This window comes from Pseudomonas sp. W17 (assembly GCF_040268305.1).
In the GTDB taxonomy this organism is placed as follows: domain Bacteria; phylum Pseudomonadota; class Gammaproteobacteria; order Pseudomonadales; family Pseudomonadaceae; genus Aquipseudomonas; species Aquipseudomonas protegens.
The window spans coordinates 4,756,849-4,780,074 of record NZ_CP158490.1 but is presented as its reverse complement, the minus strand read 5'-3'; the positions used below and the strand labels follow the sequence as shown (position 1 = coordinate 4,780,074).

Below are 23,226 nucleotides of genomic sequence, written 5' to 3'. Positions count from 1 at the left end.
GTCGATCAGGGCCTTGAGGACGTATAAACTTGCCCATCGCGTCGGCCAAATCCAACTCGACGCCATAGATCAAGAGAGTGAGTAATGGGCGCACAGTGGAAGGTTAAACACAAAGAAGCGGCAGCCAATGCCAAGGGCAAGATTTTCGGCAAGCTGGTCAAAGAGATCACCATCGCCGCACGTAACGGCGCCGACACCGCCACCAACGCCCACCTGCGGCTGGTGGTGGAACAGGCGAAAAAGGCTTCGATGCCCCGCGAGACCCTGGAGCGTGCCATCAAGAAAGGCTCGGGCCAGCTGGGCGAGACCGTGCAGTACCACCGCGTGACCTACGAAGGTTTTGCCCCGCACCAGGTACCCCTGATCGTTGAATGCGTGACCGACAACATCAACCGTACCGTGGCGGAAATCCGCGTGGCGTTCCGCAAGGGCCAACTGGGCGCTTCGGGTTCGGTGTCCTGGGATTTCAACCACGTGGGCATGATCGAGGCCTCGCCGGACAGTCCGGACGCCGATCCGGAACTGGCCGCCATCGAGGCTGGAGCCCAGGACTTCGAGCCGGGCGAAGAGGGCGCGACCCTGTTCCTGACCGAGCCTGCGGACCTGGATGCGGTACAGAAAGCCCTGCCCGAGCAAGGTTTCACCGTGCTTTCGGCCAAGCTTGGCTACCAGCCGAAGAACCCGGTCAGCGGCCTGAGCGATGAGCAGATGGCTGAAGTCGAGGCGTTCCTCGAAGGCCTGGACAACCATGACGACGTGCAGGACATGTTCGTCGGCCTGGCAGGCTAAGGCGATTCGCCGGCCAGCCCGCTCCTGCATACCTTTGTAGGAGCCGGCTGGCCGGCGAAGCTGTTTTAAAGCCCCGCCAATTCCTCGCAGACCTGGGTAAAGCCCGGTCGCGCCAGTACCTCCGGCTGGCAGCAGCGCTGCACCAGCGCCGCCAGTTTCTGCCGCTGCTCCAGGCTCAGCGAGCCATCCCCGCGCTCCAGCAATTCCTCCAGCAAGATACCGAAGGCCCGCACTTCCAGGCGTTGCAGCGCCCGGCTTTGCACGGTGTCGTCCTGGGCATGGAAGGACGCTGCGCCAAAATCCCCCAGCAGGCAGTCGCCTTGGGCGTTCCACAAGGAGTTGTGGCCATAGAGGTCGCCATGGGTGATGCCCTGGGCGTGCAGGTGCGCGCCCACCGAGGCGATGCCGCGGGCAATGCCCAGGGTTACGTCGGCGTTGAAGCGGGCGTCGTCCGGGTAGATATCCCGGGAGCAGGAATCCAGGCTGGGCAGCGCTGCAAGGTTGGCAAAACTTTTGTCGATCAACTGCATCACCAGGCCGTTCTGGCCCTGGGGGTGGTCGAGGATGCGGCCTTCGACGCGGATCAGGTTCGGGTGCAGCCCGGCGCTGATACAGGCGTTCATTTCATGCAGCGGCGAGCCGTCGCTGGTCATCTCGCCCTTGTACAGCTTGACCGCCACCGCTCGCGGCGGTTGCCCGGCGGGCTGCCACTGCGCCTGGTGAATCACCCCCGAGGCGCCTTCGCCCAGGCGCTGTTCCAGGGTCAGTTCGCTCCAGGGGATGCTTGGCGTGGATGCCAGCGCCGTGGCGTCGGCTTCCGACTCCAGCGGATTGCCGGCGTAGGCCAGCCAGGTCAGGCGCGGCAGGGCCAGGAGGAACGGCGGCAGCTCGGTCAGGCGGTTGGCGGCAATCCGCAGCAGTTCCAGGCGGTGGCACTGGCCCAGACTTTCGGGCAGGCGGGTCAGGCGGTTGCCGGCGAGCATGAGTTTTTGCAGCAGCGGGCGCTGGCCCAGTTCTTCCGGCAGCTCAGCGATGCGGTTATCGGTGAGGATCAGCCAGCGCAGTTGCGGTGGCAGGGCGGCGGCCGGCACCCGCTCGATGCGGTTGGCCTTGAAGCCGATCATGCTCAGTTGCAGGCATTGGCCGAGGCAGGCCGGTACTTCACTGAACCGGTTGTCCGAGCAGAACAGGATGCGCAGGCGAGTGAGCCGGTGCAGGTCCTCGGGCAGGCTGCTCAGGGCGTTGCCACTGAGGTTGAGGATCTCCAGGGAGTCGGCCAGATCGAAGATTTCCCGGGGGAACTCGGTCAGCCCGCAGGACAGGTCCAGGCGCTTGATGCCGGCCAGTTGGCCAGCCCGCAGTTGAGCAAGGGTATCCATGAACAGCGTCAACACTCGAAAGAAGAAAAAGGCGGGCAGAATAAAGCAGTTCGGCGGTTTCTGCTGCCTGAGCGGCCATGGGATGGGGGCTATTGGGTTTCCAGCAGCCTGAAGGCCAACGCGCCCGCTCCCTGAACGTAGTCGGCAATCAGGGTCAGGTCGGTCTTGCGGCCTTTGGACCACAGCTGGCAGGCCACTCTCATGGTCGATGGCTCGGTGCCCAGCGGGTAAAGGTCCAGGGCGACCCGGCCGCTGCGGTCCGGCTGGAATGCCCGGTCATAGGGCGCAAGGGCCAGGTCGCCGGCCTGTTCTCCCGAGCTGTCCAGCTCTTCGAGGATTTCTGCATAAATGGCCGGGCTCACGCCAACTGCCGCCAATGCCGTCGGCTGGGCATGTTCAATGGCGCGCAAGAGCGCCTCTGCCAGTCGGTAAATCTCTTTGCGGTCAAATGCTTGCATCTTGCAGTGCTCCAGCCAGCCGGCGAAATGCCGCGGGGTGCCTGGAGTTCCCGGCTTCAGCCAGCATCGACTCCAGGCTGTGGTGCTCCAGGGTATTTTTTACCGATCCGGTGGCGGCTCTGCCCAGCGGGCTTTCCAGGTCGAAGTCGCTCTCCAGGGTTGCAAGCAGGTAGGCGCCCTGGCGGCTCCATTGGTTGAAACGCATGACGTGCCGGTCATCCAGAATCACCGCGCCTTCCTGCTTGTCGTCCGAGAAATGGAACGCCAACTGTGAAGGGGGCAGGTTTTGCTGGGCTGCAAGGCGTTTCCTGTACTTGAGCACCGACGTCAGGCGGGCCCCGGGGGCCAGGTTGAAGCCACTGCCGACCCGTTGCCGGTCAAGGAAGTAGCACTTGAACAGCACCTCCAGGGTTCGCTGGTGGTAGCGCGTCGTGCAGCTTTTTTCATACTGGTGAAAGTCCTGGGGCTCGCCGACCCGCTCATAGCCTTTGGCCGCCAGTTCGGCTGCCGAGAAACTCTCCAGGCCAAATAGCCGGGAGTGCTGGAGGGTTGAATCTTGCAGGTGCAGGCACACCAGCTCGCAAAAGCTGATCGAACTCATGTGGCTACCTGCTCAAGCGGGTGCTCGGGGCCGATTTCCTGCAATTGCCCGAGGCGGCTGCGGGTGCGGGCCAGGTCGATGGCGTGGCCGCCCAGGCTTTCGGCCAGCGGGCGCTGGCCGATCAGCAGCAGGCGCTTGTCCTGGTCGTAGAGCACGTCGATCAGATTGATGAAGCGCTGCTGGGCGGCGATCGAGCACTCCGCCAGTGGCGGCAGTTCATCGATGATCCAGGTGTCGAACTGGCGGCTCAGTTCCAGGTAGTCCATGACTGCCGTGGGCTGCTGGCACAGGTCGTTGAATTCGAAGCGGATGCTGCGCTGCTGGCGCTGGCGGGTGGTCAGCTGGCGGCTGCCGACCTGCAGCAGCGTTGCCGGGGCATGGCGTTCGGGCAGCTTGAGCGCCTGGCGCTGGGCCGCGGTGCCGGGCCAGAGATACTGCCCCCGGGTAAAGGCCTGTTGCTCGTGGGTTTGCGCGTGGGTCCGGTAATCCTCGGCACCGCCGACTTCCATGACCTGCATGCGCGCGTTGATCAGTTCGATCACCGGTTTGAAGCGGGCATGGTACAGCGGGTTGGGCAGCAGGCCTTCGGGGGCGTAGTTGGAGGTCACCAGCAGCACGATGCCGCGCTTGAACAGGGCCTTGAACAGCCGGGTGATGAGCATGGCGTCGCCGATGTCGTGGACATGGAACTCATCGAAACACAGTACCCGGCACTGGCGGAGCAGCTCGTCCAGGGTGGTTTCCAGGGCATCGGCCTGCTGCTGGTGGCGAAACATGCCCTGGTGCAGTTGGGCGAAGAAGTCATGGAAATGCAGGCGCTGTTTCTCGGCGATGGGCAGGGCGCGGAAGAAGCCGTCCAGCAGCCAGCTCTTGCCCCGCCCCACGGCGCCATACAGGTACAGGCTCGGCGCCTGCGGGGCGGCCTGCTCCAGGGCGTCGGCCAGTTGCCCCATGCGCTCGATCACCTGCAACTGGCCATGGCTCAGGGTGTAGCCCAGGTCCAGGGCCTTATGGCGAAAGTAGTCATGGATCAGCGCGCCAGCGGCGCTCGGGCGGCGGGCAGGCCTGGCGAACAGGCGACGCCAGGGAGATCGAGCCTGTGCAGATTTTGGCGGTAAAGCGGCCAATGTTGATTACCCCGATGGTTCCAGGCCGCTCACCTTAAGAGCGGCGCGATAATTTAACCAATAGAAAATGCCCCGACCAGTCATCTCGAAAAGGCATGGCTGCAGCCGTCCCGGCGCAGCGCTCATGCCGTGAGCAATTAATACGCTAACTGGCGGTTTCCCCGCGGGTTGCTAACCTGACTTCAGCGAATGCTCCTCATAAGGATTGAGGCCTTGAATGGATATAAGGGTGTGGCAGTGATGAGCGCATTGCTCAGCGCGACAGCAGGGGCCGCGGACTTGCAGGTGCAGGTCCGGGTCGATGTGCTGCGTGGCTGCCAGTTGGTCGGCCAGCAGCGCGAAGCGGGGATCGAACAGCTCGGTACCCTGGACTTCGGCAGCACCGCGCGCCTGGACGATCCGGCCGGGCCCTTGTCGGCGGCGCTGCCGGGCAGCCGCCAGCCGCGTCTGGAATGCAACCCCGATACCCCCTATCAGATGCGCATCGACGGCGGCCTGCACGGTGGTGTCGGCGAAGTGCGCTACCTGGCCAGCAACACCCGGGCCGGCAAACCCATTCCTTATCGCCTCTACCAGGACCCGGCCCGGCGGATTCCGCTGCCGGTGAATGTACCGGTCAGTGGCCGGGTGCCGGATTCCGGCACGGTGGACCTGCCCTTGTACGGGCGTATCGAACCTTTGGCCGAGATCCCCCGGGCCGGCGGTTATTCCGATGTATTGAAAGTGACCCTGACCTGGTAGGGCCGGGGCATGAATGCTGCCATCAGTAACGGGGCAGAGCAGGGAGGGCGGTTCATGGTGAACGGCCCATGTGGGAGTCCTGATGGAACTGGGATGGCTGCAATGAAAGGCAGGACCTGGACGATTGTCGCCCTGGGCTCGTTGTGCCTGTTGGCGGATGACGCCCAGGCGGCAATCAGCGGGCAGATCCAGGCACGCCTGGTGATTACCGCTGCCTGCCAGGTCAGCAGCGGCGGCGATCCATCTGCCAGCCCGATCGGCGACCCGGGCATGCTCAACTTCGGCCAGCAGGGCCCGACCTGGGTCGCGCCGATCAAGGCCAGCCTCACCAACAGCGCCGAGGGCCAGCTGCAGGTGGCCTGCAACTCCTCGGTCACCGGCTTCACCGTGACCATCAATGGCGGCCTCAACGGCGACGGCACGACCCGGCGCTTGAGCAATGGCCGCCAGACCATCCCCTATCGATTGTTCGTCGATGCATCCGGTAGCGACAGCTACAGCATCGGCCAGCAGCGCAATTTCGCAGTGAGCAGCGGCAGACGGATTCCCATCCCGGTGTTCGGCTCTGTGGTCGCGAATACCCGCGCGGTTCCGGCAGGGCTCTACACCGACACCCTGACCATCACGCTGGATTGGTAAACCATGAGAGGACACACATCATGCACGCGCTTGTATCCAGAATCGGCTGGCCTCTGTTGGGGCTGGTCATGGCTTCAACGGCCAATGCCGCCACCACGGTCACCGGGCAGATCAGCTCGACCCTGATCCTCACCAGCAGTTGCCAGGTCAACGGCGTCGGCGGCAGCACCGGGCTGAACTTCGGTGCCCTGAACTTCGGCACCACCAACAGCCTGTTCACCACTGCCACCGGCCAAGTGCTGGGCGGCGGTGGCGGCGCGCTGTCGATCCTATGCTCCACCGGCACCACGCCGACCCTGACCATCCAGGGCGGCGCCAATGACGGCAAGTCCACCGGTGGCACCCGGGCCCTGTTCGACGGGGTGGCCAACTATGTGCCCTATGACCTGTACACCGACTCCGGGCATTCGCAGATCGTCGCGATCAACGGCGTGATCAACCTGGCGCCAAGCACCGGGGTGGCGCAAACCGTGAACCTCTATGGCAAGGCGGCGGGCAAGGCGGGGCTACCGGCCGGCACCTACACCGATACGGTGTCCGTGCAACTGACCTTCTGATGCCATGGCCAGCCACGCTTGTGCGCTGCTGCTCCTGGCCTGCGCGAGTGCCTGGCCGGGGTGGATCGCTGCGGCCACCAGCCAGAGCTTCCAGGTCAGCGCCACCATCACCGCCGGGTGCCTGGTGGTGGGGGGCGTCAGCAACTACGGCAGCCTGGCCTTCGGCAGCCAGTCGGCGCTGTCCACCAGCACGGTCAGAGTGGCGCTCACCGGGGGCGTGCAGTTGCAGTGCACGCCGGGGGTGACCCTGAACATGACGGTGGACGGAGGCCAGTACAACAGCAGCGGCCGGCACATGCAGCTCAATAGCGGCAGTGCACGGGTGGCCTATCAGTTGTTTCGCGATGCGGGCTACAGCCAGAGCCTGGGGATAGGCCAGAGCGTGGCCGTGGCCTACAGCGATGCCAATAACATCAGCCTGCCGATCTACGGGCAGGTGCAGTTGCCGGGCAATCAGCCTGGGGGGACGTACAGCGATGTGCTGCAGGTGCAGCTGTCGTGGTGATGGGGCGCATTCATAACCAGCCGGCAGGCGGACAAGGAGTAGCAGTATGCATTTATCTTTGCAGGGCATGCGGGGGACCGGTTATCTGATCCTGGCGGGGCTGTTGGCAGTTGTACCCAGGGTCCAGGCCGCCAGTTCGGTGCTGATCTGGCCGATCGACCCGGTACTGGAGGCCGATCAGCAGGCCAGCGCGCTGTGGCTGGAGAACCGAGGTACCGAGACCGCCAACCTGCAGATCCGGGTGTTTGCCTGGAGCCAGAGCGGCTTTGCCGACCAGTACCAGAACCAGCGCGATGTCATCGGCAGCCCGCCGGTGGCGAAGATCGAGCCGGGGCAGAAGCAGCTGGTACGCCTGACCCGAACCCGCGAGGTGCCACCGGGGCAGGAGCTGGCGTACCGGATCATCATCGACGAGATTCCCTCGGCCAAGCCCATCACCCCGGAAGGGGATGCCAAGAGTGCGGCAGCGATCCGCTTCCAGATGCGCTACTCGGTGCCTTTGTTCGCCTATGGCGCCGGGCTGTGGAGCAAGGAAGACACCTCCCGTCCACGCAATCCCAAGGGCGCCGGCGTGCCGGACCTGAGCTGGCGCAAGGTGGCAGTGGACGGCAAGACGTTTTTCGAGCTGCGCAACCAGGGTGCGGTGCACGCCCGCCTGACCGATGTGGCTTTCAAGCAGGGCGGGCAGGCCCGGCCCGTGGCGCCAGGGCTGCTGGGCTATGTGTTGCCCGGGGCGGTGATGCGCTGGCCGGTGCCGGAAACCCTGGCGGCCGAGTCGACCCTGCAACTGCGGGTCAATGGAGCACCGCAGGTACAGGACCTGGCGCCTACGCACTGAGCCTCAGGCGCAACGCGGCCGCCAGTCGGATGGCCGGTGGGGAGAGGTACGGACGGATGTGAGCGCGGTGGCGCATCCGCCCCGGGATGGAGATGTCCATAGATGGACTTGAGCCCGTAATGAGCCAGGACCCGGCTCGGCGTTTTCGCAGGTGGCAAGGGCTGGTGACCGGCCTGTGTAGCCTGATGCTGGCCGCAGAGGTACCGGCGGGTGAACTGCCGCCGCCGCCCAGCAGCCTGGAGTCGATGGCCGATGCACAGCTGTTTCTGGAACTGGTGATCAATCAGATGAACACAGGGAAGGTGGTGGCCGTGGAGCAGCGCTCCGGCCGGCTGTTTCTGTCGGCGCAAACCCTGCGTGAAACCGGGATCAAGCTGCCTGAGGGGCTGGGCGCCGAGGTCGACCTGGACAGCCTGCCGGGCCTGCACAGCGACTACGACAGCCAGGGCCAGCGGCTGCTGCTGGACGTGCCGCCCGACTGGCTGCCGGAGCAATTCATCGGCAGCCGCCAGGCCTACCCACGGACCCCGGCCCTGAGCAGCTTCGGCGGGTTGCTCAACTACGACCTGTACCTCAACGACACCGATGACGGCGGCACCTACCTGGCGGCCTGGAACGAGGTGCGGCTGTTCGACTCCTGGGGCACGCTGTCCAACACCGGGCAGTACCGCCAGACCCTGTCGGGGGTTGGGAACAGCTCCCTGAACAACGGTTACCGACGCTATGACACCACCTGGCGTTTTTCCGACGATGAACGCCTGCTGACTTACGAGGCCGGCGACCTGATCAGTGGCGCCTTGCCCTGGAGCAACTCGGTGCGCCTGGGCGGGGTGCAACTGTCCCGGGATTTCTCGGTGCGTCCGGACCTGGTGACCTATCCCTTGCCGCAGTTCGCCGGGGAAGCAGCGGTGCCGTCCTCGGTGGACCTGTTCATCAACGGCTACAAATCCAGCAGCGCCGACCTGCAGCCCGGCCCCTACACCTTGACCAACATTCCCTTCATCAACGGCGCCGGCGAAGCGGTGGTGGTCACCACCGATGCCCTTGGCCGGCAGGTGTCCACCACGGTGCCGTTCTACGTCACCAGCACCTTACTGCAAAAGGGCCTGACGGACTTCTCGGTGGCCGCGGGCACCTTGCGCCGGGACTATACCCTGCGCGACTTCGGCTATGGCCCGGGGGTGACTTCCGGCAGCCTGCGCTACGGCCTGAGCGATAGCCTGACCCTGGAAGGCCATGCCGAAGCCTCGGACTCCCTGACCCTGGGCGGGGTCGGCGGCAACCTGCGGCTGGGGCAGTTCGGGGTGATCAATACCGCCGTCAGCCAGAGCCGTTTCGACGGCGACGGCGGCCAGCAGTTGAGCCTTGGCTATCAGTACAGCAGCCAGCGCTACAGCGTCGCCTACCAGCGGGTGCAGCGGCGTGATCAGTACGCCGACCTGACGGTTGTCGACAGCCCCTACACCAGCCTCAGCCAGCGTAGCGAGCAACTGACCCTGAGCCTCAACCTGGAGCGCTTCGGCAGCCTGGGCGCCGGTTATTTCGACGTGCGCGCCGCCGACTCGACCCGTACCCGGCTGTTGAACCTGACCTGGAGCAAGCCGCTGTGGCACAGCAGCAGCTTCTACCTGTCGGCCAACCGCGAGATCGGCGACAGCCACTGGGCCATGCAGGCACAACTGGTGATCCCCTTCGACCTGCACGGCAGCCTGAGCCTGAGCAACGAGCGCAGCAAGACCGGGGAAAACCGCCAGCGGGTCAACTTCAGCCGCTCGGTGCCGATCGAAGGCGGGGTTGGCTACAACCTTGGCTACGCCACCGGCAGTGGCGCCGACTATCGCCAGGCCGATGTGACCTGGCGCCTGCAGTCGGTGCGCCTGCAGGCCGGGGTCTATGGCACCAGCGATGCCGAGACCCGCTGGGCCGATGCCAGCGGTTCACTGGTATGGATGGACCGCCAGGTGTTCGCCGCCAACCAGATCGACGACGCCTTCGTGGTGGTCAGTACCGACGGCTACAAGGACATCCCGGTGCGCTATGAAAACCAGCTGGTGGGCCAGACCGACAAGAACGGCCATCTGCTGGTGCCCTGGAGCAGCGCCTATTACCGCGGCAAGTACGAGATCGATCCGCTGAACCTGCCGGCCAACGTGCAGAGCCCGAATGTCGAGCAGCGGGTGGCGGTGCGGCGTGGCAGCGGCTACCTGCTGGAGTTTCCGCTGACCCGGATCATCGCCGCCAGCGTGGTGCTGGTGGACGCCCAGCAGCGCGAGCTGCCCCTGGGCAGCAACGTCACCCATGAGCAGAGCGGGGCGCGGACGGTGGTCGGCTGGGATGGGCTGGTCTATCTGGAAAACCTCGCGGCCCAAAACACCCTGTACGTGGAACTGGCCGACGGCAAGACCTGCCGGGCGCAGTTCGACATCGACATGCAACAGCAGCAGGTGCCGTTGATCGGCCCGCTGGTCTGTCAGTAACGGCGGTATCACCGGATCAAGGAGCGTGGCGTGTGAATGCGGGCAAGGGATGGCGACAGGCAATACTGGGGCTGCTGGCGAGCGTGCTGTCGTGCACGGCCCAGGCACTGTGCACGACGGTCCCGACCGCGCCGGCAGGCTTCGGTACCGTCAGCTCGATCCTGGTGCGCACCACCTCGCAGCCGGCCTCCACCACCAATGCCGGGCTGAGCTGTACCGGCTCGCTGCTGAGCATTCTGGCCAGCAACGATCATTTCTACGCCACCATCACCTCCACCACCAGCGGCATGGTGGGACCTACCGGCGACGTCATCAGCTACACCCTGTACGCCAACAACAGCACCAGCTATCCGATCACCCGCGGGGTGCAGTTCGACTTCGCCCGCAATTCCATTATCGACCTGCTGGGCCTGCTGGGCAGCCCGACCGTGGCCAAGACGGTGCCCATCTACCTGGGTACCCTCACCGGCAGCAACGTGGCGGCGGGGGTCTATACCGAGAACCTGAGCATTTTCTGGAGCTGGAACTATTGCTCCGGAATCGGCGCCCTGGGGATCTGTCTGGGCCGGGATGTCGGCAGCGGTACCCAGAGCCTGACCGTGAACATGACGGTGTCCAACGATTGCGTGATCACTGCGCCGAACATCAGTTTCGGCAGCGCGCCGGTGATCAGCGCCTTCGCGACGGTGACCGGGCAGACCATCAACCTGGCCTGCACCAAGGGCAGTGCCTACACCGTGGGCCTGAGCGACGGCCAGCACCCGGTGAGTGCGGGGGGGCGCAGGCAGATGATTTCCGGCAGCAACTACCTGGCCTACGACATCTTCAAGAGTGCCGGTAGCACCCGCTGGGGCAGTGTCGGCAGTGCCCGGCGCTCCAGCACCGATGCCGAGGTGAACCCCGGCAACGGCCTGGGCACCGGCAGCCAGATCTTCAACTACAACGCCAGGATCTACACCGACCAGAGCACCCCGCCGGCCGGCACCTATATCGACAACGTGGTGCTGGACGTGGGCTTCTGAGGGCTACAGGGGAATTTCCGCCGGGCCGACCATGGCGTAGTTGTAGCCCTGGCCGGACCAGTACTGCGCCTGCAACGGGCCCTCGCGGCGGCTGCCCGGGGGCAGCAGCTTGTTCTGCGGCCCTGGCGGGCGGATGTAGAAGCTGACCTTGCGCCCCTCGCGATCCTCGTACAGCACCATGGCCGCCGGGCCTTGCTCGGTGCTCAGCAGGCGCCCGCTGACGGCCCTGAACCCGGCCCCCTGCAGATCCGGCAATGGGCTGGCCTGGGTGAAGTAGCGGTCCAGCCAGGCCTGCATGCTCTGATTGCCCTGTACCTTGAAGTCCGCGGGAAGCATGCCCTGCTCGGCAAACAGACGATAGGCCTGCAGGGCGTCGGTCATGGGCAGCACGCTGTTGCCGGCCAGGGTCAGTTCCCGCGCCTGCCAGCCGCTCAGGCCGCCCACGCCCACCGCCACCAGGAGCACCGCGGCACTGGCCAGGCGGCGCAGGCTACGTTGCTTCAGGCGCGCGCGGATCTGCACAGGGTCCAGCGCCGGGTTGGCCGGCTGCAGCAGGGCACCACCCAGGGCCGCCCGCAGGTGCTGGGCGTCCTGCTGCCAGGCCTGGACCCGGGCCGCGACCCGCGGGTGGCTGGCCAGGTAGTGTTCCAGCAACCGGCGGTCCTGCTCACTGAGTTGGTGGTCGACATAAGCGTGCAAGTCGCTGTCGCTGGGGGGCAGGCTGATCATTTGAGTATCCGTAGAGAAGGGCTGCTGATTTCGCCGTCGCTGAGTTGGCGCAGGGCCTGGCGGGCCCGGGACAGGCGCGACATCACGGTGCCGGTGGGCACCTGGAGAATCTCGGCGATCTCCTTGTAGCTCAAGCCTTCCACCGACACCCAGAGCAGCAGGGCGCGCTGTTCGGCATTCAGGCGGTCGAAGGCTTCCAGGGTCGATTGCGCCATCACCGTGCGCTCCACCGAGGGCTGGCTGTCGTCACGGCCGGTGAAGAACTCCAGCATCCGCGCGTAGCGTCGGGAACGCCGGTGGGCATCGAGGAACTGCCGGTAGAGGATGGCGAACAGCCAGGCCCGCAGGTCGCCTTCGGGGCGTTTCTCGGTCCATCCGGCGAGGGCGCGTTCCAGGCAGGCCTGCACCAGATCGTCGGCGCTGCTGGGCTGGCGCGTCAGGGACAGGGCAAAGCGGCGCAGCCTTGGAATCAGCGGGCGTAGCTGTTGGTCGAGATCGTTCATGAAATCCTGCGGATGCTGGGCCAGTCACTAGGCTTGAGGCTAGGAAGACGCGCCGCACAGCAGGTTATTCCAGCCGCAGGAAAATAAATACCGGTCGTGGAATAACCCTGGGCGAGCTGCGTCTGACAGGTCCTTGCCCTCATGGCTATGCGTATTGGAGATGTCCCATGGTTGATCCTTCATCAAAGCCCGACCGCCCACCCCTGGGGCCCGTCAGCCTGACCCTGCGCCTGGGGGCAATCGCCCTGGTGGTGGCCGTCGCTGCGGGGGCTCTGGCCTATGTGCATGGCAGCCTCGATCCCGGTCGCCTGACCCCCAAGGCCCTGGTGGATGTGCTGGAAACCAACAATGGCGTGCACCCGGGGTATCGCCGCAACCATGCCAAGGGGGTGTGCGTCATCGGCTACTTTGAAAGCAGCGGCGAGGCCCGGGCCTACTCCACGGCGCAGGTGTTCAATGAGGCACGCACGCCGGTGGTGGGGCGCTTTGCCCTGCCCAGTGGCAACCCCTATGCGCCGGACAGCAGCGTACCGATCCGCAGCCTGGCGCTGCGTTTCCTCCAGGCCAACGGCCAGCAGTGGCGGACCGGAATGAACAGCATGCCGGTGTTCCCGGTGGGCACTCCCGAAGCCTTCTATCAGTTGCAACAGGCCGGCTCCCCTGATCCGGCCACGGGCAAGCCGGACCCGAGCAAAGTGCCGGCATTCTTCGCCAGCCATCCCGAGGCGACGCCGTTCCTGCAATGGGTCAAGGGCGCCAAACCTTCGGCCAGCTATGCCAGTGAAAGCTACAACGGGATCAATGCCTTCTACCTGGTGGATGGCCGCGGCAAGCGCCAGGCAGTGCGCTGGGGGGTAGTGCCCGAGACCCGGGATGGGCCTGATGCAGGCAGTGCCCCGCAAGGCGCCGACTACCTGGAGCAGGACCTGGTTCGGCGCCTGGCCCAAGGGCCGCTGCGCTGGCGCTTGCAGATCACCCTGGCGGCGCCCGGCGACCCCACGGATGACGCCAGCAAGGCCTGGCCGGCGCAGCGGCCGGTAATCAACGCCGGGACCCTGGTGCTGCAAAGCACCCAGGCGCAGAACAGCGGCGAGTGTCGGGACATCAATTACGACCCGCTGATCCTGCCCAGCGGCATCCAGGCGTCCGACGACCCCCTGCTGGCAGCGCGCTCTGCGGCCTACGCCAGTTCCTACCTGCGTCGCACCAGCGAAGTCAGCCAATTGCCCGGCGCCCAGGAGCCACGTCCATGAATAGCCAACCTCGACATTTCGCTCCCCTGGCGCGCCTGCTGCACTGGCTGATGGCATTACTGATCATCGCCATGCTGTTCATCGGCGCCGGCATGGTGGCCTCGGTTTCCGCGCGTCATGAATGGCTGATCCACCTGCACAAGCCCCTGGGGATCGCCATCCTGCTGTTGGTGCTGGTGCGGCTCTGGGTGCGTTTCTACACCCGACAACCGCCGTTGCCGGCAGACCTGCCGGGCTGGCAGGTGCTGGCGGCCAAGGCCTCCCATGTGCTGCTGTACGCCTTGATGCTGAGCCTGCCGCTGCTGGGCTGGGGCATGATCTCGGCGGCCGGCGACCCGGTGATGCTCGGCAGTTCGCTGCAACTGCCGGCGATCCTGCCGGCCAATGCCCAGCTGTTTGCGGTGTTGCGCAAGGCCCATGGTTATCTGGCGTACCTGCTGTTTTTCACCGTGCTGCTGCATCTGGCCGCGGCGCTGTTCCATGGCTGGGTACGTCGCGATGGTGTGCTGCAGAGCATGTTGCGCGGCCGCGGTTGATTGAACCCGGCGGCGCCGGGCTCAAGTGGCGCAACGAACCCTGGCCGCGGCTTTGCCCGGGGCCAGGCTCCACAGCCAGTAGATCAGCGCCACGCCGTTGATCCCGGCCCCCAGCAGGCAGACCCCGGTCCAGCCGGCCCAGGCATAGGTGGCGGTGGCGGCGATGGAGCCTGCGGCGCTGCCCAGGGAATAGAACAGCATGTAGCCGGCGGCCAGTCGGCTCTGCGCCTCGGGGCGCACGCTGTAGATCAGGCTCTGGCTGGTGACGTGCACGGCCTGCAGGCCCAGGTCGAAGCTGATTACCCCGAACAGCAGGGCCCACAGGGACGATTGAGTGAAGGCAATGGGCAGCCAGGACAGCAGCATCAGGCCCAGTGCCAGGCCGCTGGTCCACTGCGCCAGGCCGCGGTCGGCCAGGTGCCCGGCCCGTGCCGCGCCCAGGGCGCCTGCCGCGCCGGCGAGGCCGAACAGGCCGATCTCGGTGTGGGACAAGGACAGTGGCGGGGCACTCAATGGCAACACCAATGGCGTCCACAGCACGGTGCCGGCGGCGAAGATCAGCATCGCCAGCACCGCCCGGTCCCGCAGCACTTTTTCCTCCCTGAACAGTTGCAGCAGCGAACCGAGCAATTGCCCGTAACCCTGGGTGGCCTTGGGTTGCTCGCGGGTAGGCAGGGTTTTCCACAGGGCCAGGGCCACCACCAGGGTCAGCCCGGCGGATAACAGATAGACCGAACGCCAGCCCGCCAGGTCGGCCATGGTCCCGGCCACGGTACGGGCCAGCAGGATGCCAACCACCACGCCGCTGGTGACCATGCCCACGGTTCGGCCACGTTGCTCTGCCGGGGCCAGGTTGGCGGCGTAGGCCACCAGTACCTGGGTTACCACCGCCAGCAGGCCGATGCAGGCCATGCCCAGCAGCAGCCAGGCGCTGCTCGGGGCCAGGGCCACGGTGAGCAGGGCCAGCACCGAGAGCAGGGTCTGGGTCACGATCAGCCGTCGCCGGTTGTACAGGTCCCCCAGGGGCACCAGCAACAGCAGGCCCAGGCCATAGCCGACCTGGGTCAGGGTGATGACGATGCCCACGGTGGCCGGCGCCAGGTCGAAGGTATGAGCCATGGCATCCAGCAGTGGCTGGGCGTAGTAGACGTTACCCACCGCCAGACCGCAGGCGATGGCGAACAGCAGCACCACTTTGGTGGAAAGAGCAGGCGAGGCATGAGGGGAAGAATTGGCTGACATGTTGGGCTCCGAGTTTTGGTTTCATAATGAAACCAGTTGTACGGTAAAGATCGTGGTTTTATATTGCAACCACTTTCCTTTGGCCTGATCGGAGAATGCCCTACATGGTCAAGCGCACCAGCCTGCAAGATGCCGAGTGCCCGGTTGCCCGCTCACTGGACGCCATTGGCGACTGGTGGTCGCTGCTGATCGTGCGGGATGCCTTTGACGGAATCCGCCGTTTTGGCGAGTTCCAGCGCAACCTCGGCATGGCCAAGAACATCCTGGCCACACGCCTGCGGACCCTGGTGGAACATGGGGTGTTCGAGGTTGTCCCGGCGTCCGATGGCAGTGCCTACCAGGAGTACGTGCTGACGGAAAAGGGCAGGGGGCTGTTTCCCCTGATCATCGGCTTGCGCCAATGGGGCGAAGCGTTTTTCTACCAGGAAGGGGAAGCGCATTCACGGATGGTCGACCGGCAGACCGGGCAGCCGTTGCGCGCGCTGGAACTGCGCTCGGCGGACGGGCGCTTGCTGGGGCCGGAGGATTGCCGGCGGGTGCCGGTCGGGAAGGGTGACTGAGGGCTGCGCAACGGGGGGCGCAGCCCTCAGTCGGGTTCAGCGCAGGTGATCCACCAGGTCGGCCAGGGTGCTCAGCACATCCTTGCCCAGTTGCATGGAGCGTTTGCCCGACCAGCCGGTGAGCGGGTTGGGGTTGTCATCGTGGTCCTTGAAGGGCATTTCCAGGGTCAGGGCCAGGCAGTCGTACTTTTCCCCGACGGCATTGCAAGCCAGGGCCATGTTGGCCTGGCCGGGTTTGTCCCGGGTGTAGCCGTGGGTGGTCTGGAAGTCCCGGGTCTGGCGTTTCAGGTGGCTGCGGAAATGCTCCTCGAGCTTCTCCAGTCGCGGGGTGTAGCCCGGGTTGCCTTCGCAGCCGGCGGTGAACACGTGGGGAATCTCTTCATCGCCGTGCACATCGAGAAACAGGTCGACGCCGTATTGTTCCATTTGCTTCTGGACGAACAGCACTTCCGGGCTGAGTTCCTGGCTGGCGGTCTGCCAGGCACGGTTCAGGTCCTGGCCCTGGGCGTTGGTGCGCAGGTGGCCGTGGAATGCGCCGTCGGGGTTCATGTTCGGCACCAGGTACAGGTCGGCCTTGGCCAGTAGCGCGTTGAGCTCCGCATCATCGTGACGGAACAGGCGCTCGATCACGCCCTCCATGAACCATTCGGCCATGTGCTCACCGGGATGCTGCTGGGCGATGATCCAGATCTTGCGTTGGCCTGGCGCGCCGCTGCCTTTGCGCAGCAACTGGATGTCCCGGCCTTCGACGCTTTTACCCACGGCCAGCAACTCGGTGCCGGCCTTGGTCAGGGCCTGGTCGATCAGCCAGTCGTGGCGGCCACGGCTGTAGGGTTCGAAGTAGGCGAACCAGGCATGGGTCTGGGTGGCTTCCAGGTTGAAGCGCAAGGCGTCGCCTTCGAAGATCGTCGGTACGCGAAACCAGTTCACATGGTCGTAGGAGGCCACTGCCTGGTAGCCGGTCCAGGCTTTGTTGTAGGAGGACTGGCTGGCGTTGGTCAGGCGAAACCAGTGTTCCTGGCCGACATGCAGGCCGCTGACCTTGAAATGAAACCACTGGAAGTGCGGGCTGCGGGTATCCGGGCGGATGGCCAGCAGTGCCTGCAACGGGTTGCTGATATCCAGTACGTCGATGTTGCCACTGTCGAAATCAGCGCAAATATCAAAAGAAGTGTGATTGCCCACGGTCATAATCGATTCCTTATCAGGATTGTTATGAGCGCTACTCTACACAGAAGGGGGGGTAAAAGAAGGGGGGCGTCGTCCTTGACGCAGACGAAGCTTAGTGGCTATGCGATTGATTCTCAAGCGCTACTTTTTGATTTGCGAGGCTTTTACGACGGGCGTTTGCTTGCAAAAGGACATTCTTTTGCTATCATCGCCGCCATTATTTTTTGCGACACCTACAGTCTTCATTAGCCTGAAGCCAAGCCAGAAAAACTGGCAAAAAAAAAGACCCGGCAAAAAGCCGGGTCAAAAACCGTGATTAGCCTGATGAGGAGATAATCCAAAGGTCCGACCTAAGGTCCTTTGGGCTATCGACTGATCTCGCGACCAGTTGCTTGCAATAATAATCATTATCATTTGCAAGTCAAATGTTTTTCCCCGCCTTCCGGAAAATATTTTTCCACTTCCATTTTTTCCCGTCGCTGGCTTCACGTCCAGCCGTACGCAGGGCTTCAGTTCGATTCAACGCGCTGGCTTTCCAGTGATTTGTCCACCAGGGCCTTGGCCAGATCGATCATGTGCACCACTGAAAACGCCAGGTCGCGATTGGCTCCCCGCAGATTGTCCGCTGCATCGTAGGCGGTGGCCGCTGCACAGCGCAGCAGGTCGGAAGCGTGGATCATGGCTTCCTCGCTGCTCAGGCTGCGCCTGATTTCGAAGAACTTCTCTTCCTTGTCTGACTCGGTAATGGCCGGCTTCAAGTAATAGTCCATTGCGCGTCGGGCAGCCTGGCTGTCCTTGAGTGAGCTTAATGTGGTCTCTGTATCGAGTTCCGGCACGTCCTTGCTGCTTGTGTTCATGAAGTGTTCTGCCCTGTCTGAGAAAGGAAATAGGGGTAGGTCGATGTTAATACACATTGTAATTGTGACGGGATTTCAAATACTACAAGTTGTGTGTTGAGGCTGGAAATACACAACGTATTGTTCGGCCCATGGACAAATGGATCGAGTTGGTCAAAGCCAACATGAAAGGCCGCAAGGTCACACAGGAAAAGCTCGCCGAGCGCCTGGGCATGTCTCAAGGGGGTATCGGTCACTGGTTGAGCAAGCGCCGCCAACCGAAGATCGAAGACATGAACCGGGTGCTGGAAGAGATCGGCATGGGCTTTCTCGAAGTGGCCCTGGTGGTCCGCGAGAAACCCTTGCTAGGAGACGATGGCGAGCCCCTGGCAGACGGGCCTGCGCTGCTCAACAAGTACAACCCGTACTTCCGTTACCCGGTGAGCGATTGGCGGGTGGCCGGCGAGGTTCGCGAAGACGGGCAGCCTGCTTACGTGCCGGAGCGCTACGAGCTTTCCGACTATCAGGCCCGGGGCGCGGCATTCTGGCTGGTGGTGGTCGGCGACGCGATGATCGCTCCCAGCGGTCTGAGCATCAGCCAGGACATGCTGATCCTGGTGGACCCGGCGATTGGCGCCGAACCCGGGAAGTTGGTGGTTGTACAGTGTCCTGGTAGTGACGAGGCGATCTTCCGCAAGTTGGTGCAAGAGGGTGGTTTGCGTTACCTGGTTCCGCTCAATCCTACTTATCCGAAGATGCTCTACAGCGACAAGTGCCGGATTATTGGTGTAGTCGTACAAGCTACTGCGAAGTTTTAACTTTCCCTAGAAGCCCCTTCCTGCAAACAGAAAGGGGCTTTCTTACTTGGGAGTTATTCCAACTCCACCAATGCACTGCCTTCGCTGACCATTTCGCCTTCCTGGCAATACAGCGCCTTGATGACCCCGGCCTGGGGTGCACGAATGCTGTGCTCCATCTTCATGGCTTCCAGCACCACCAATTGCGTACCGGCCTCGACGCTTTGCCCCGGGCTGACCAATATCCGAACGATGCTGCCATTCATCGGCGCAGTCAGCCCGCCTTGCTGGCTATGGCTGGCTTCGGCCGCGGCAATCGGGTCATAGGCGCTGACGGCATGTGTGTCGCCCTGCCAGTTCAGGTACAGGGTGTCGCCGCGGCGGATGGCCCGGTGCTCGCGGCGCAGTCCCTGTTGCTCTGTCCATAGGTGCTCGCCCTGCAGCTCAAAGGCCGCAGTGCGAGCGCCAAGGCTGATGGCCTGATCCTGGCCGGCGCAGCTCAGGTGCAGGCTGGTTTGCGCTGGCAGGCCGTTGCGCCAGCCGTTGATGGCGGACCATGGCGAGTCGGGATCATCGCTTCGTGTGCGTGGCGGCTGGCTCTGGCTGTAGGCGTGGGCGGCCGCTTGCCAGAAGTCTGCACTCAGCTCGCCTGCGGCTGGCAGCAACTGCTCCTGATAGCGAGGGATAAAGCCGGTATCCAGCTGCGCTTCGGCAAAGGCCGGGTGGGCAATGATGCGCCGCAGAAACGCCAGGTTGGTCTTCAGGCCACCGATGACGAACTCGTCGAGCATGCTCAGCAACCGCAGGCGCGCCTGCTCGCGGTCTTCGCCCCAGGCAATGAGCTTGCCCAGCATCGGGTCGTAGAAGGGCGAAACGCTGTCGCCTTCCTCGACACCGCTGTCCACCCGCCGACCGGGGCCGGCAACCGATTCGCGGTACAGCTCCAGGCGCCCGGTGGCCGGAAGAAAGTCGTTGGCCGGGTCTTCGGCATACAGCCGTACTTCGATCGCATGCCCGCGCAGTGGCACCTGCTCCTGGCTGATGGGCAGTGTTTCGCCGCGGGCCACGCGGATCTGCCAGGCCACCAGGTCCAGGCCGGTGATGGCCTCGGTGACCGGGTGTTCCACCTGCAATCGGGTGTTCATCTCCATGAAGAAGAATTCGCCACGGGCATCCAGGAGAAACTCCACGGTGCCGGCGCCCACGTAGCCAATGGCCTGGGCCGCGCGCACCGCGGCTTCGCCCATGGCCTTGCGCAGTTCGGGGCTGAGGCCCGGGGCCGGAGCTTCCTCGACCACTTTCTGGTGGCGGCGCTGGATCGAACAGTCGCGTTCGTTGAGGTACAGGCAGTTGCCGTGCTGGTCGGCAAACACCTGGATCTCCACGTGCCGTGGCTTGAGCAGGTACTTTTCCACCAGCATCCGCGAATCGCCGAAGGACGACTGGGCTTCGCGCTGGGCCGAGGCCAGGGCTTCGGCCAGTTGGCTGACGTCCTCGACGACTTTCATGCCCTTGCCGCCACCGCCCGCGGTGGCCTTGAGCAGCACCGGGTAGCCGATGCGTTCGGCGGCATTGCGGAAGGTTTCCAGGTCCTGGGCTTCACCGTGGTAACCCGGAACCAGGGGCACCCCGGCGGTTTCCATCAGCGCCTTGGCTGCCGACTTGCTGCCCATGGCGTCGATGGCCGCGGCAGGCGGGCCGAGGAAAATCAGCCCGGCGGCTTCGATGGCTCGGGCAAAACCGGCGTTCTCCGAGAGAAACCCATACCCGGGATGGATGGCCTGTGCGCCGCTGGCCCGGGCGGCGGCAATCAGCTTGTCGATCTGCAGGTAGCTGTCGGCAGCCTTGCTGCCGCCCAGGTCCACGCGGATATCCGCTTCACGGCTGTGCCGGGCGTCGCGGTCGGTAGCGCTGTGCACGGCCACGGTGGTCAGGCCCAGGGCCTTGGCGGTGCGCATCACCCGGCAGGCGATCTCGCCGCGGTTGGCCACCAGCAGGGTGTCTAGAACAGGGGCGCTCATCAACGGGACTCCTTGGACGTGGTCTCGGACTGCCAGCTGGGCGGGCGTTTTTCCAGGAATGCCCGCAGGCCTTCCTGGCCTTCGGCGCTGACCCGGATGCGGGCGATGGCGTTTTCGCAATAGCGACGCAGGGCGGTGGTCAACGCGCCGTTGCCCACTTCCCGCAGCAGGTCCTTGCTGGCGCGCATCGCCTGGGGACTGTTGAGCAGCAGATTGTCGACCCACTGCTGGACCTGTTGATCCAGCTCTGCGGCGGGATAGCTTTCTGCCAGGAGACCGATTTCCCGCGCCCGCTGGCCGCCAAAGCGTTCGGCGGTGAGGGCATAGCGGCGGGCAGCGCGTTCGCCGATGGCCTGGACCACGAACGGGCTGATGACCGCTGGTGCCAGGCCGATGCGCACTTCGGAGAGGCAGAACTGCGCCTCGTCACTGCCAATGGCCATGTCGCAGCAACTGATCAGGCCCAGGGCCCCGCCAAAGGCCGCGCCTTGCACCACCGCCAGGGTCGGGATCTTCAGCTTGGCCAGGTTGTACATCAGCTCCGCCAGTTCCCGGGCGTCGTCGAGGTTGGTGTGGTAGTCGAGCTCGGCCGATTGCTGCATCCAGGCCAGGTCGGCGCCGGCGCTGAAATGCCGGCCGCGCCCGCGCAGCAGCAGGAAGCGCAGGCTCGGGTCGCCCTGCACCTGATCCAGGGCGAGGATCAGTTCACGGATCATTTCGGCGTTGAAGGCGTTGTTCTTGTCTTCGCGGCTGAGCCACAGGGTGGCGAAGCCTCGAGGGTCACGCAGCAGTTCCAGGGTATTGAAGTCGCTCATGTTCTTCTCGCGCAGGATTACATGCGGAACACGCCGAAGCGGCTCTGTTCGATGGGGGCGTTGAGGGCCGCAGACAGGGCCAGGGCCAGTACGTCACGGGTTTGCGCCGGGTCGATGACGCCGTCATCCCAGAGCCGCGCGCTGGAGTAGTAGGGATGCCCTTGATGCTCGTACTGGTCGAGGATCGGCTGCTTGATCTGGGCTTCCTGGGCGGCGTCGAAGCTTTGCCCGCCGCGCTCGGCCTGTTCGCGCTTGACCTGCACCAGGACTCCGGCGGCCTGCTCGGCCCCCATCACGCCGATGCGCGCGTTGGGCCACATCCACAGGAAGCGCGGGTCATAGGCCCGGCCGCACATGCCGTAGTTGCCGGCACCGAAACTGCCGCCGATGATCACCGTGAACTTCGGTACCTGGGCGCAGGCCACTGCGGTCACCAGCTTGGCGCCGTGCTTGGCGATGCCGCCAGCCTCATATTTCTGCCCCACCATGAAACCGGTGATGTTCTGCAGGAACAGCAGCGGAATCCCGCGCTGGCAGGCCAGTTCGATGAAGTGCGCGCCTTTTTGCGCGGCTTCGGCGAAGAGGATGCCGTTGTTGGCGAGGATGGCCACCGGGTAGCCGTGCAGGTGGGCGAAGCCGCAGACCAGGGTGGTGCCGAACAGGGCCTTGAACTCATCGAATACCGAACCGTCCACCAGCCGGGCGATGACTTCACGTACATCGAACGGCTGCTTGGGATCGGCCGGGACCACGCCATAGAGTTCGTCGCGGGCATACAGCGGAGCGATCGGCGTGCGTTGTTGCAATTGGCCCTGTTTATGCCAGTTGAGGTTGGCCACGCTGCGCCGGGCCAGGGCCAGGGCGTGTTCGTCGCTCTCGGCATAGTGGTCGGCGACCCCGGAAATCTTGCAATGCACATCGGCGCCGCCCAGGTCCTCGGCACTTACCACTTCGCCGGTAGCGGCTTTCACCAGGGGCGGGCCGGCGAGAAAGATAGTGGCTTGTTCACGGACCATGATGGCTTCGTCGGCCATGGCCGGAACATAGGCACCCCCGGCGGTGCAGGAGCCCATCACCACGGCGATCTGCGGGATGCCCTGAGCGCTCATGTTGGCCTGGTTGAAGAAGATCCGCCCGAAGTGCTCGCGGTCCGGGAACACTTCATCCTGGCGCGGCAGGTTGGCGCCGCCGGAGTCCACCAGGTAGATGCACGGCAGGCGGTTCTGCTGGGCGATGGTCTGCGCCCGCAGGTGCTTTTTCACCGTCAGCGGGTAATAGGAACCGCCTTTCACCGTGGCGTCGTTGGCCACGATCATGCATTCGACGCCTTCCACCCGGCCGATACCGGCAATCACGCCTGCGGCGGGTACGTCTTCGCCGTAGACCTCATAGGCGGCCAGGGCGCTGATTTCCAGGAACGGCGAGCCGGGGTCGAGCAGGCGGTTGATGCGCTCGCGGGGCAGCAGCTTGCCCCGCGAAGTGTGGCGCTCCTGGGCCTTGGCGCCGCCGCCTTGCTGGACCTGGGCGAGCAGGCTGTGCAAGGCGTCGACCTGGGCCAGCATCGCCTCGCTGTTGGCCACGAACTCCGCTGAGCGCGGGTTGAGCTGGGTATGCAAGATAGCCATGGACAG

The 23,226-nt window shown here is 64.6% G+C and carries 24 protein-coding genes; 12 read left to right on the top strand and 12 right to left on the bottom strand.

The features are described 5' to 3' along the window. The first annotated feature begins 84 nt into the window (after positions 1 to 84). Positions 85 to 789: a YebC/PmpR family DNA-binding transcriptional regulator gene (locus ABCR88_RS21945; protein WP_011062247.1), complete on the top strand. Its 705-nt coding sequence runs from the start codon at positions 85 to 87 to the stop codon at positions 787 to 789. 65 nt (positions 790 to 854) lie between these two features. Here ABCR88_RS21945 and ABCR88_RS21940 read toward each other — a convergent pair whose 3' ends face one another. The 4 genes from ABCR88_RS21940 to zapE all read right to left on the bottom strand — a co-directional run bounded on the left by ABCR88_RS21940 (position 855) and on the right by zapE (position 4,354). Further along, positions 855 to 2,168: a leucine-rich repeat-containing protein kinase family protein gene (locus tag ABCR88_RS21940; RefSeq protein ID WP_072444557.1), complete on the bottom strand. Its 1,314-nt coding sequence runs from the start codon at positions 2,166 to 2,168 to the stop codon at positions 855 to 857. 89 nt (positions 2,169 to 2,257) lie between these two features. Then, complete coding sequence (locus tag ABCR88_RS21935) at positions 2,258 to 2,626, bottom strand: hypothetical protein (protein WP_350022978.1); 369 nt, start codon at positions 2,624 to 2,626, stop codon at positions 2,258 to 2,260. Further along, positions 2,613 to 3,227 (bottom strand): hypothetical protein, encoded by a 615-nt coding sequence (locus ABCR88_RS21930; protein WP_077934507.1) that lies wholly within the window; start codon positions 3,225 to 3,227, stop codon positions 2,613 to 2,615. The genes ABCR88_RS21935 and ABCR88_RS21930 overlap by 14 nt, the downstream gene beginning before the upstream one ends. Next, the gene (zapE, locus tag ABCR88_RS21925) at positions 3,224 to 4,354 is read right to left on the bottom strand and encodes a cell division protein ZapE (protein ID WP_236185144.1); all 1,131 of its coding nucleotides are present in this window, start codon (positions 4,352 to 4,354) and stop codon (positions 3,224 to 3,226) included. Before zapE ends, ABCR88_RS21930 begins: the two co-directional genes overlap by 4 nt. Before the next feature lie 240 nt (positions 4,355 to 4,594). Here zapE and ABCR88_RS21920 point away from each other — a divergent pair, with 240 nt between their 5' ends. The 7 genes from ABCR88_RS21920 (at position 4,595) to ABCR88_RS21890 (ending at position 11,133) form a co-directional block, all read left to right on the top strand. After that, complete coding sequence (locus tag ABCR88_RS21920) at positions 4,595 to 5,095, top strand: spore coat U domain-containing protein (RefSeq protein WP_015636329.1); 501 nt, start codon at positions 4,595 to 4,597, stop codon at positions 5,093 to 5,095. 102 nt (positions 5,096 to 5,197) lie between these two features. Further along, the gene (locus tag ABCR88_RS21915; protein WP_011062241.1) at positions 5,198 to 5,734 is read left to right on the top strand and encodes a spore coat U domain-containing protein; all 537 of its coding nucleotides are present in this window, start codon (positions 5,198 to 5,200) and stop codon (positions 5,732 to 5,734) included. Positions 5,735 to 5,754: 20 nt separating this feature from the next. Next, positions 5,755 to 6,291 carry a spore coat protein U domain-containing protein gene (locus tag ABCR88_RS21910; RefSeq protein WP_232643471.1) on the top strand — a complete coding sequence of 179 codons (537 nt, stop codon included), beginning with the start codon at positions 5,755 to 5,757 and terminating at the stop codon, positions 6,289 to 6,291. Positions 6,292 to 6,295: 4 nt separating this feature from the next. Further along, positions 6,296 to 6,796 (top strand): spore coat U domain-containing protein, encoded by a 501-nt coding sequence (locus tag ABCR88_RS21905; RefSeq protein ID WP_015636326.1) that lies wholly within the window; start codon positions 6,296 to 6,298, stop codon positions 6,794 to 6,796. 67 nt (positions 6,797 to 6,863) lie between these two features. After that, on the top strand, positions 6,864 to 7,634 hold the full coding sequence (locus ABCR88_RS21900; RefSeq protein ID WP_350404912.1) for a molecular chaperone: 771 nt from the start codon (positions 6,864 to 6,866) through the stop codon (positions 7,632 to 7,634). A 119-nt stretch (positions 7,635 to 7,753) separates the two neighbouring features. Further along, a complete protein-coding gene (locus tag ABCR88_RS21895; RefSeq protein ID WP_350403553.1) occupies positions 7,754 to 10,111 on the top strand; it encodes a fimbria/pilus outer membrane usher protein in 2,358 nt (785 codons plus the stop codon). A 32-nt stretch (positions 10,112 to 10,143) separates the two neighbouring features. Then, complete coding sequence (locus ABCR88_RS21890) at positions 10,144 to 11,133, top strand: spore coat U domain-containing protein (protein WP_350022973.1); 990 nt, start codon at positions 10,144 to 10,146, stop codon at positions 11,131 to 11,133. A 3-nt stretch (positions 11,134 to 11,136) separates the two neighbouring features. On the opposite strand, the gene ABCR88_RS21885 is transcribed toward ABCR88_RS21890, so the two are convergent. Together ABCR88_RS21885 and ABCR88_RS21880 are read right to left on the bottom strand one after the other, a co-directional pair. Beyond that, positions 11,137 to 11,862: an anti-sigma factor gene (locus ABCR88_RS21885; RefSeq protein WP_350022972.1), complete on the bottom strand. Its 726-nt coding sequence runs from the start codon at positions 11,860 to 11,862 to the stop codon at positions 11,137 to 11,139. Beyond that, on the bottom strand, positions 11,859 to 12,365 hold the full coding sequence (locus tag ABCR88_RS21880; protein ID WP_011062234.1) for an RNA polymerase sigma factor: 507 nt from the start codon (positions 12,363 to 12,365) through the stop codon (positions 11,859 to 11,861). The genes ABCR88_RS21885 and ABCR88_RS21880 overlap by 4 nt, the downstream gene beginning before the upstream one ends. A 167-nt stretch (positions 12,366 to 12,532) precedes the next feature. Between ABCR88_RS21880 and ABCR88_RS21875 the strand changes: the two genes are divergently transcribed. Continuing rightward, complete coding sequence (locus ABCR88_RS21875; protein WP_350022971.1) at positions 12,533 to 13,618, top strand: catalase family peroxidase; 1,086 nt, start codon at positions 12,533 to 12,535, stop codon at positions 13,616 to 13,618. Beyond that, a complete protein-coding gene (locus ABCR88_RS21870) occupies positions 13,615 to 14,154 on the top strand; it encodes a cytochrome b (protein ID WP_011062232.1) in 540 nt (179 codons plus the stop codon). The genes ABCR88_RS21875 and ABCR88_RS21870 overlap by 4 nt, the downstream gene beginning before the upstream one ends. A gap of 21 nt (positions 14,155 to 14,175) precedes the next feature. On the opposite strand, the gene ABCR88_RS21865 is transcribed toward ABCR88_RS21870, so the two are convergent. Further along, positions 14,176 to 15,396 carry an MFS transporter gene (locus ABCR88_RS21865; protein WP_053152715.1) on the bottom strand — a complete coding sequence of 407 codons (1,221 nt, stop codon included), beginning with the start codon at positions 15,394 to 15,396 and terminating at the stop codon, positions 14,176 to 14,178. A 104-nt stretch (positions 15,397 to 15,500) separates the two neighbouring features. On the opposite strand from ABCR88_RS21865, the gene ABCR88_RS21860 reads away from it, so the two are divergent. Beyond that, a complete protein-coding gene (locus ABCR88_RS21860; RefSeq protein WP_210671845.1) occupies positions 15,501 to 15,956 on the top strand; it encodes a helix-turn-helix domain-containing protein in 456 nt (151 codons plus the stop codon). A 36-nt stretch (positions 15,957 to 15,992) separates the two neighbouring features. Here ABCR88_RS21860 and ABCR88_RS21855 read toward each other — a convergent pair whose 3' ends face one another. Beyond that, positions 15,993 to 17,147, bottom strand: coding sequence for a M14-type cytosolic carboxypeptidase (locus ABCR88_RS21855; RefSeq protein WP_041119093.1), 1,155 nt, complete (start codon positions 17,145 to 17,147; stop codon positions 15,993 to 15,995). A gap of 488 nt (positions 17,148 to 17,635) precedes the next feature. Continuing rightward, positions 17,636 to 17,983, bottom strand: a complete 348-nt coding sequence (locus ABCR88_RS21850; RefSeq protein WP_015636319.1) for a DUF3077 domain-containing protein — start codon at positions 17,981 to 17,983, stop codon at positions 17,636 to 17,638. A gap of 131 nt (positions 17,984 to 18,114) precedes the next feature. Between ABCR88_RS21850 and ABCR88_RS21845 the strand changes: the two genes are divergently transcribed. Next, complete coding sequence (locus tag ABCR88_RS21845) at positions 18,115 to 18,780, top strand: LexA family transcriptional regulator (protein WP_011062227.1); 666 nt, start codon at positions 18,115 to 18,117, stop codon at positions 18,778 to 18,780. A 53-nt stretch (positions 18,781 to 18,833) separates the two neighbouring features. Here ABCR88_RS21845 and ABCR88_RS21840 read toward each other — a convergent pair whose 3' ends face one another. The 3 genes from ABCR88_RS21840 to ABCR88_RS21830 are packed head-to-tail and all read right to left on the bottom strand — an operon-like array spanning position 18,834 to position 23,220. After that, positions 18,834 to 20,780 carry an acetyl/propionyl/methylcrotonyl-CoA carboxylase subunit alpha gene (locus tag ABCR88_RS21840; RefSeq protein WP_350403548.1) on the bottom strand — a complete coding sequence of 649 codons (1,947 nt, stop codon included), beginning with the start codon at positions 20,778 to 20,780 and terminating at the stop codon, positions 18,834 to 18,836. Next, the gene (locus tag ABCR88_RS21835; RefSeq protein WP_011062225.1) at positions 20,780 to 21,595 is read right to left on the bottom strand and encodes a gamma-carboxygeranoyl-CoA hydratase; all 816 of its coding nucleotides are present in this window, start codon (positions 21,593 to 21,595) and stop codon (positions 20,780 to 20,782) included. The genes ABCR88_RS21840 and ABCR88_RS21835 overlap by 1 nt, the downstream gene beginning before the upstream one ends. A gap of 17 nt (positions 21,596 to 21,612) precedes the next feature. After that, positions 21,613 to 23,220, bottom strand: a complete 1,608-nt coding sequence (locus tag ABCR88_RS21830; RefSeq protein ID WP_015636317.1) for a carboxyl transferase domain-containing protein — start codon at positions 23,218 to 23,220, stop codon at positions 21,613 to 21,615. Between the last annotated feature and the right edge of the window lie 6 nt (positions 23,221 to 23,226).

What these genes read in the sequence shown, in the direction of transcription:
- ABCR88_RS21870 (WP_011062232.1), top strand. Translation starts at nt 13,615, where the DNA reads ATGAATAGCCAACCTCGACATTTCGCTCCCCTGGCGCGCCTGCTGCAC.
- ABCR88_RS21920 (WP_015636329.1), top strand. Translation starts at nt 4,595, where the DNA reads ATGAGCGCATTGCTCAGCGCGACAGCAGGGGCCGCGGACTTGCAGGTG.
- ABCR88_RS21875 (WP_350022971.1), top strand. Translation starts at nt 12,533, where the DNA reads ATGGTTGATCCTTCATCAAAGCCCGACCGCCCACCCCTGGGGCCCGTC.
- ABCR88_RS21935 (WP_350022978.1), bottom strand. Translation starts at nt 2,626, where the DNA reads ATGCAAGCATTTGACCGCAAAGAGATTTACCGACTGGCAGAGGCGCTC.
- ABCR88_RS21845 (WP_011062227.1), top strand. Translation starts at nt 18,115, where the DNA reads ATGGACAAATGGATCGAGTTGGTCAAAGCCAACATGAAAGGCCGCAAG.
- ABCR88_RS21850 (WP_015636319.1), bottom strand. Translation starts at nt 17,983, where the DNA reads ATGAACACAAGCAGCAAGGACGTGCCGGAACTCGATACAGAGACCACA.
- ABCR88_RS21855 (WP_041119093.1), bottom strand. Translation starts at nt 17,147, where the DNA reads ATGACCGTGGGCAATCACACTTCTTTTGATATTTGCGCTGATTTCGAC.
- ABCR88_RS21880 (WP_011062234.1), bottom strand. Translation starts at nt 12,365, where the DNA reads ATGAACGATCTCGACCAACAGCTACGCCCGCTGATTCCAAGGCTGCGC.
- ABCR88_RS21930 (WP_077934507.1), bottom strand. Translation starts at nt 3,227, where the DNA reads ATGAGTTCGATCAGCTTTTGCGAGCTGGTGTGCCTGCACCTGCAAGAT.
- ABCR88_RS21885 (WP_350022972.1), bottom strand. Translation starts at nt 11,862, where the DNA reads ATGATCAGCCTGCCCCCCAGCGACAGCGACTTGCACGCTTATGTCGAC.
- ABCR88_RS21910 (WP_232643471.1), top strand. Translation starts at nt 5,755, where the DNA reads ATGCACGCGCTTGTATCCAGAATCGGCTGGCCTCTGTTGGGGCTGGTC.
- ABCR88_RS21945 (WP_011062247.1), top strand. Translation starts at nt 85, where the DNA reads ATGGGCGCACAGTGGAAGGTTAAACACAAAGAAGCGGCAGCCAATGCC.
- ABCR88_RS21940 (WP_072444557.1), bottom strand. Translation starts at nt 2,168, where the DNA reads ATGGATACCCTTGCTCAACTGCGGGCTGGCCAACTGGCCGGCATCAAG.
- ABCR88_RS21835 (WP_011062225.1), bottom strand. Translation starts at nt 21,595, where the DNA reads ATGAGCGACTTCAATACCCTGGAACTGCTGCGTGACCCTCGAGGCTTC.
- ABCR88_RS21895 (WP_350403553.1), top strand. Translation starts at nt 7,754, where the DNA reads ATGAGCCAGGACCCGGCTCGGCGTTTTCGCAGGTGGCAAGGGCTGGTG.
- ABCR88_RS21860 (WP_210671845.1), top strand. Translation starts at nt 15,501, where the DNA reads ATGGTCAAGCGCACCAGCCTGCAAGATGCCGAGTGCCCGGTTGCCCGC.
- ABCR88_RS21830 (WP_015636317.1), bottom strand. Translation starts at nt 23,220, where the DNA reads ATGGCTATCTTGCATACCCAGCTCAACCCGCGCTCAGCGGAGTTCGTG.
- ABCR88_RS21900 (WP_350404912.1), top strand. Translation starts at nt 6,864, where the DNA reads ATGCGGGGGACCGGTTATCTGATCCTGGCGGGGCTGTTGGCAGTTGTA.
- ABCR88_RS21865 (WP_053152715.1), bottom strand. Translation starts at nt 15,396, where the DNA reads ATGTCAGCCAATTCTTCCCCTCATGCCTCGCCTGCTCTTTCCACCAAA.
- ABCR88_RS21905 (WP_015636326.1), top strand. Translation starts at nt 6,296, where the DNA reads ATGGCCAGCCACGCTTGTGCGCTGCTGCTCCTGGCCTGCGCGAGTGCC.
- ABCR88_RS21840 (WP_350403548.1), bottom strand. Translation starts at nt 20,780, where the DNA reads ATGAGCGCCCCTGTTCTAGACACCCTGCTGGTGGCCAACCGCGGCGAG.
- ABCR88_RS21915 (WP_011062241.1), top strand. Translation starts at nt 5,198, where the DNA reads ATGAAAGGCAGGACCTGGACGATTGTCGCCCTGGGCTCGTTGTGCCTG.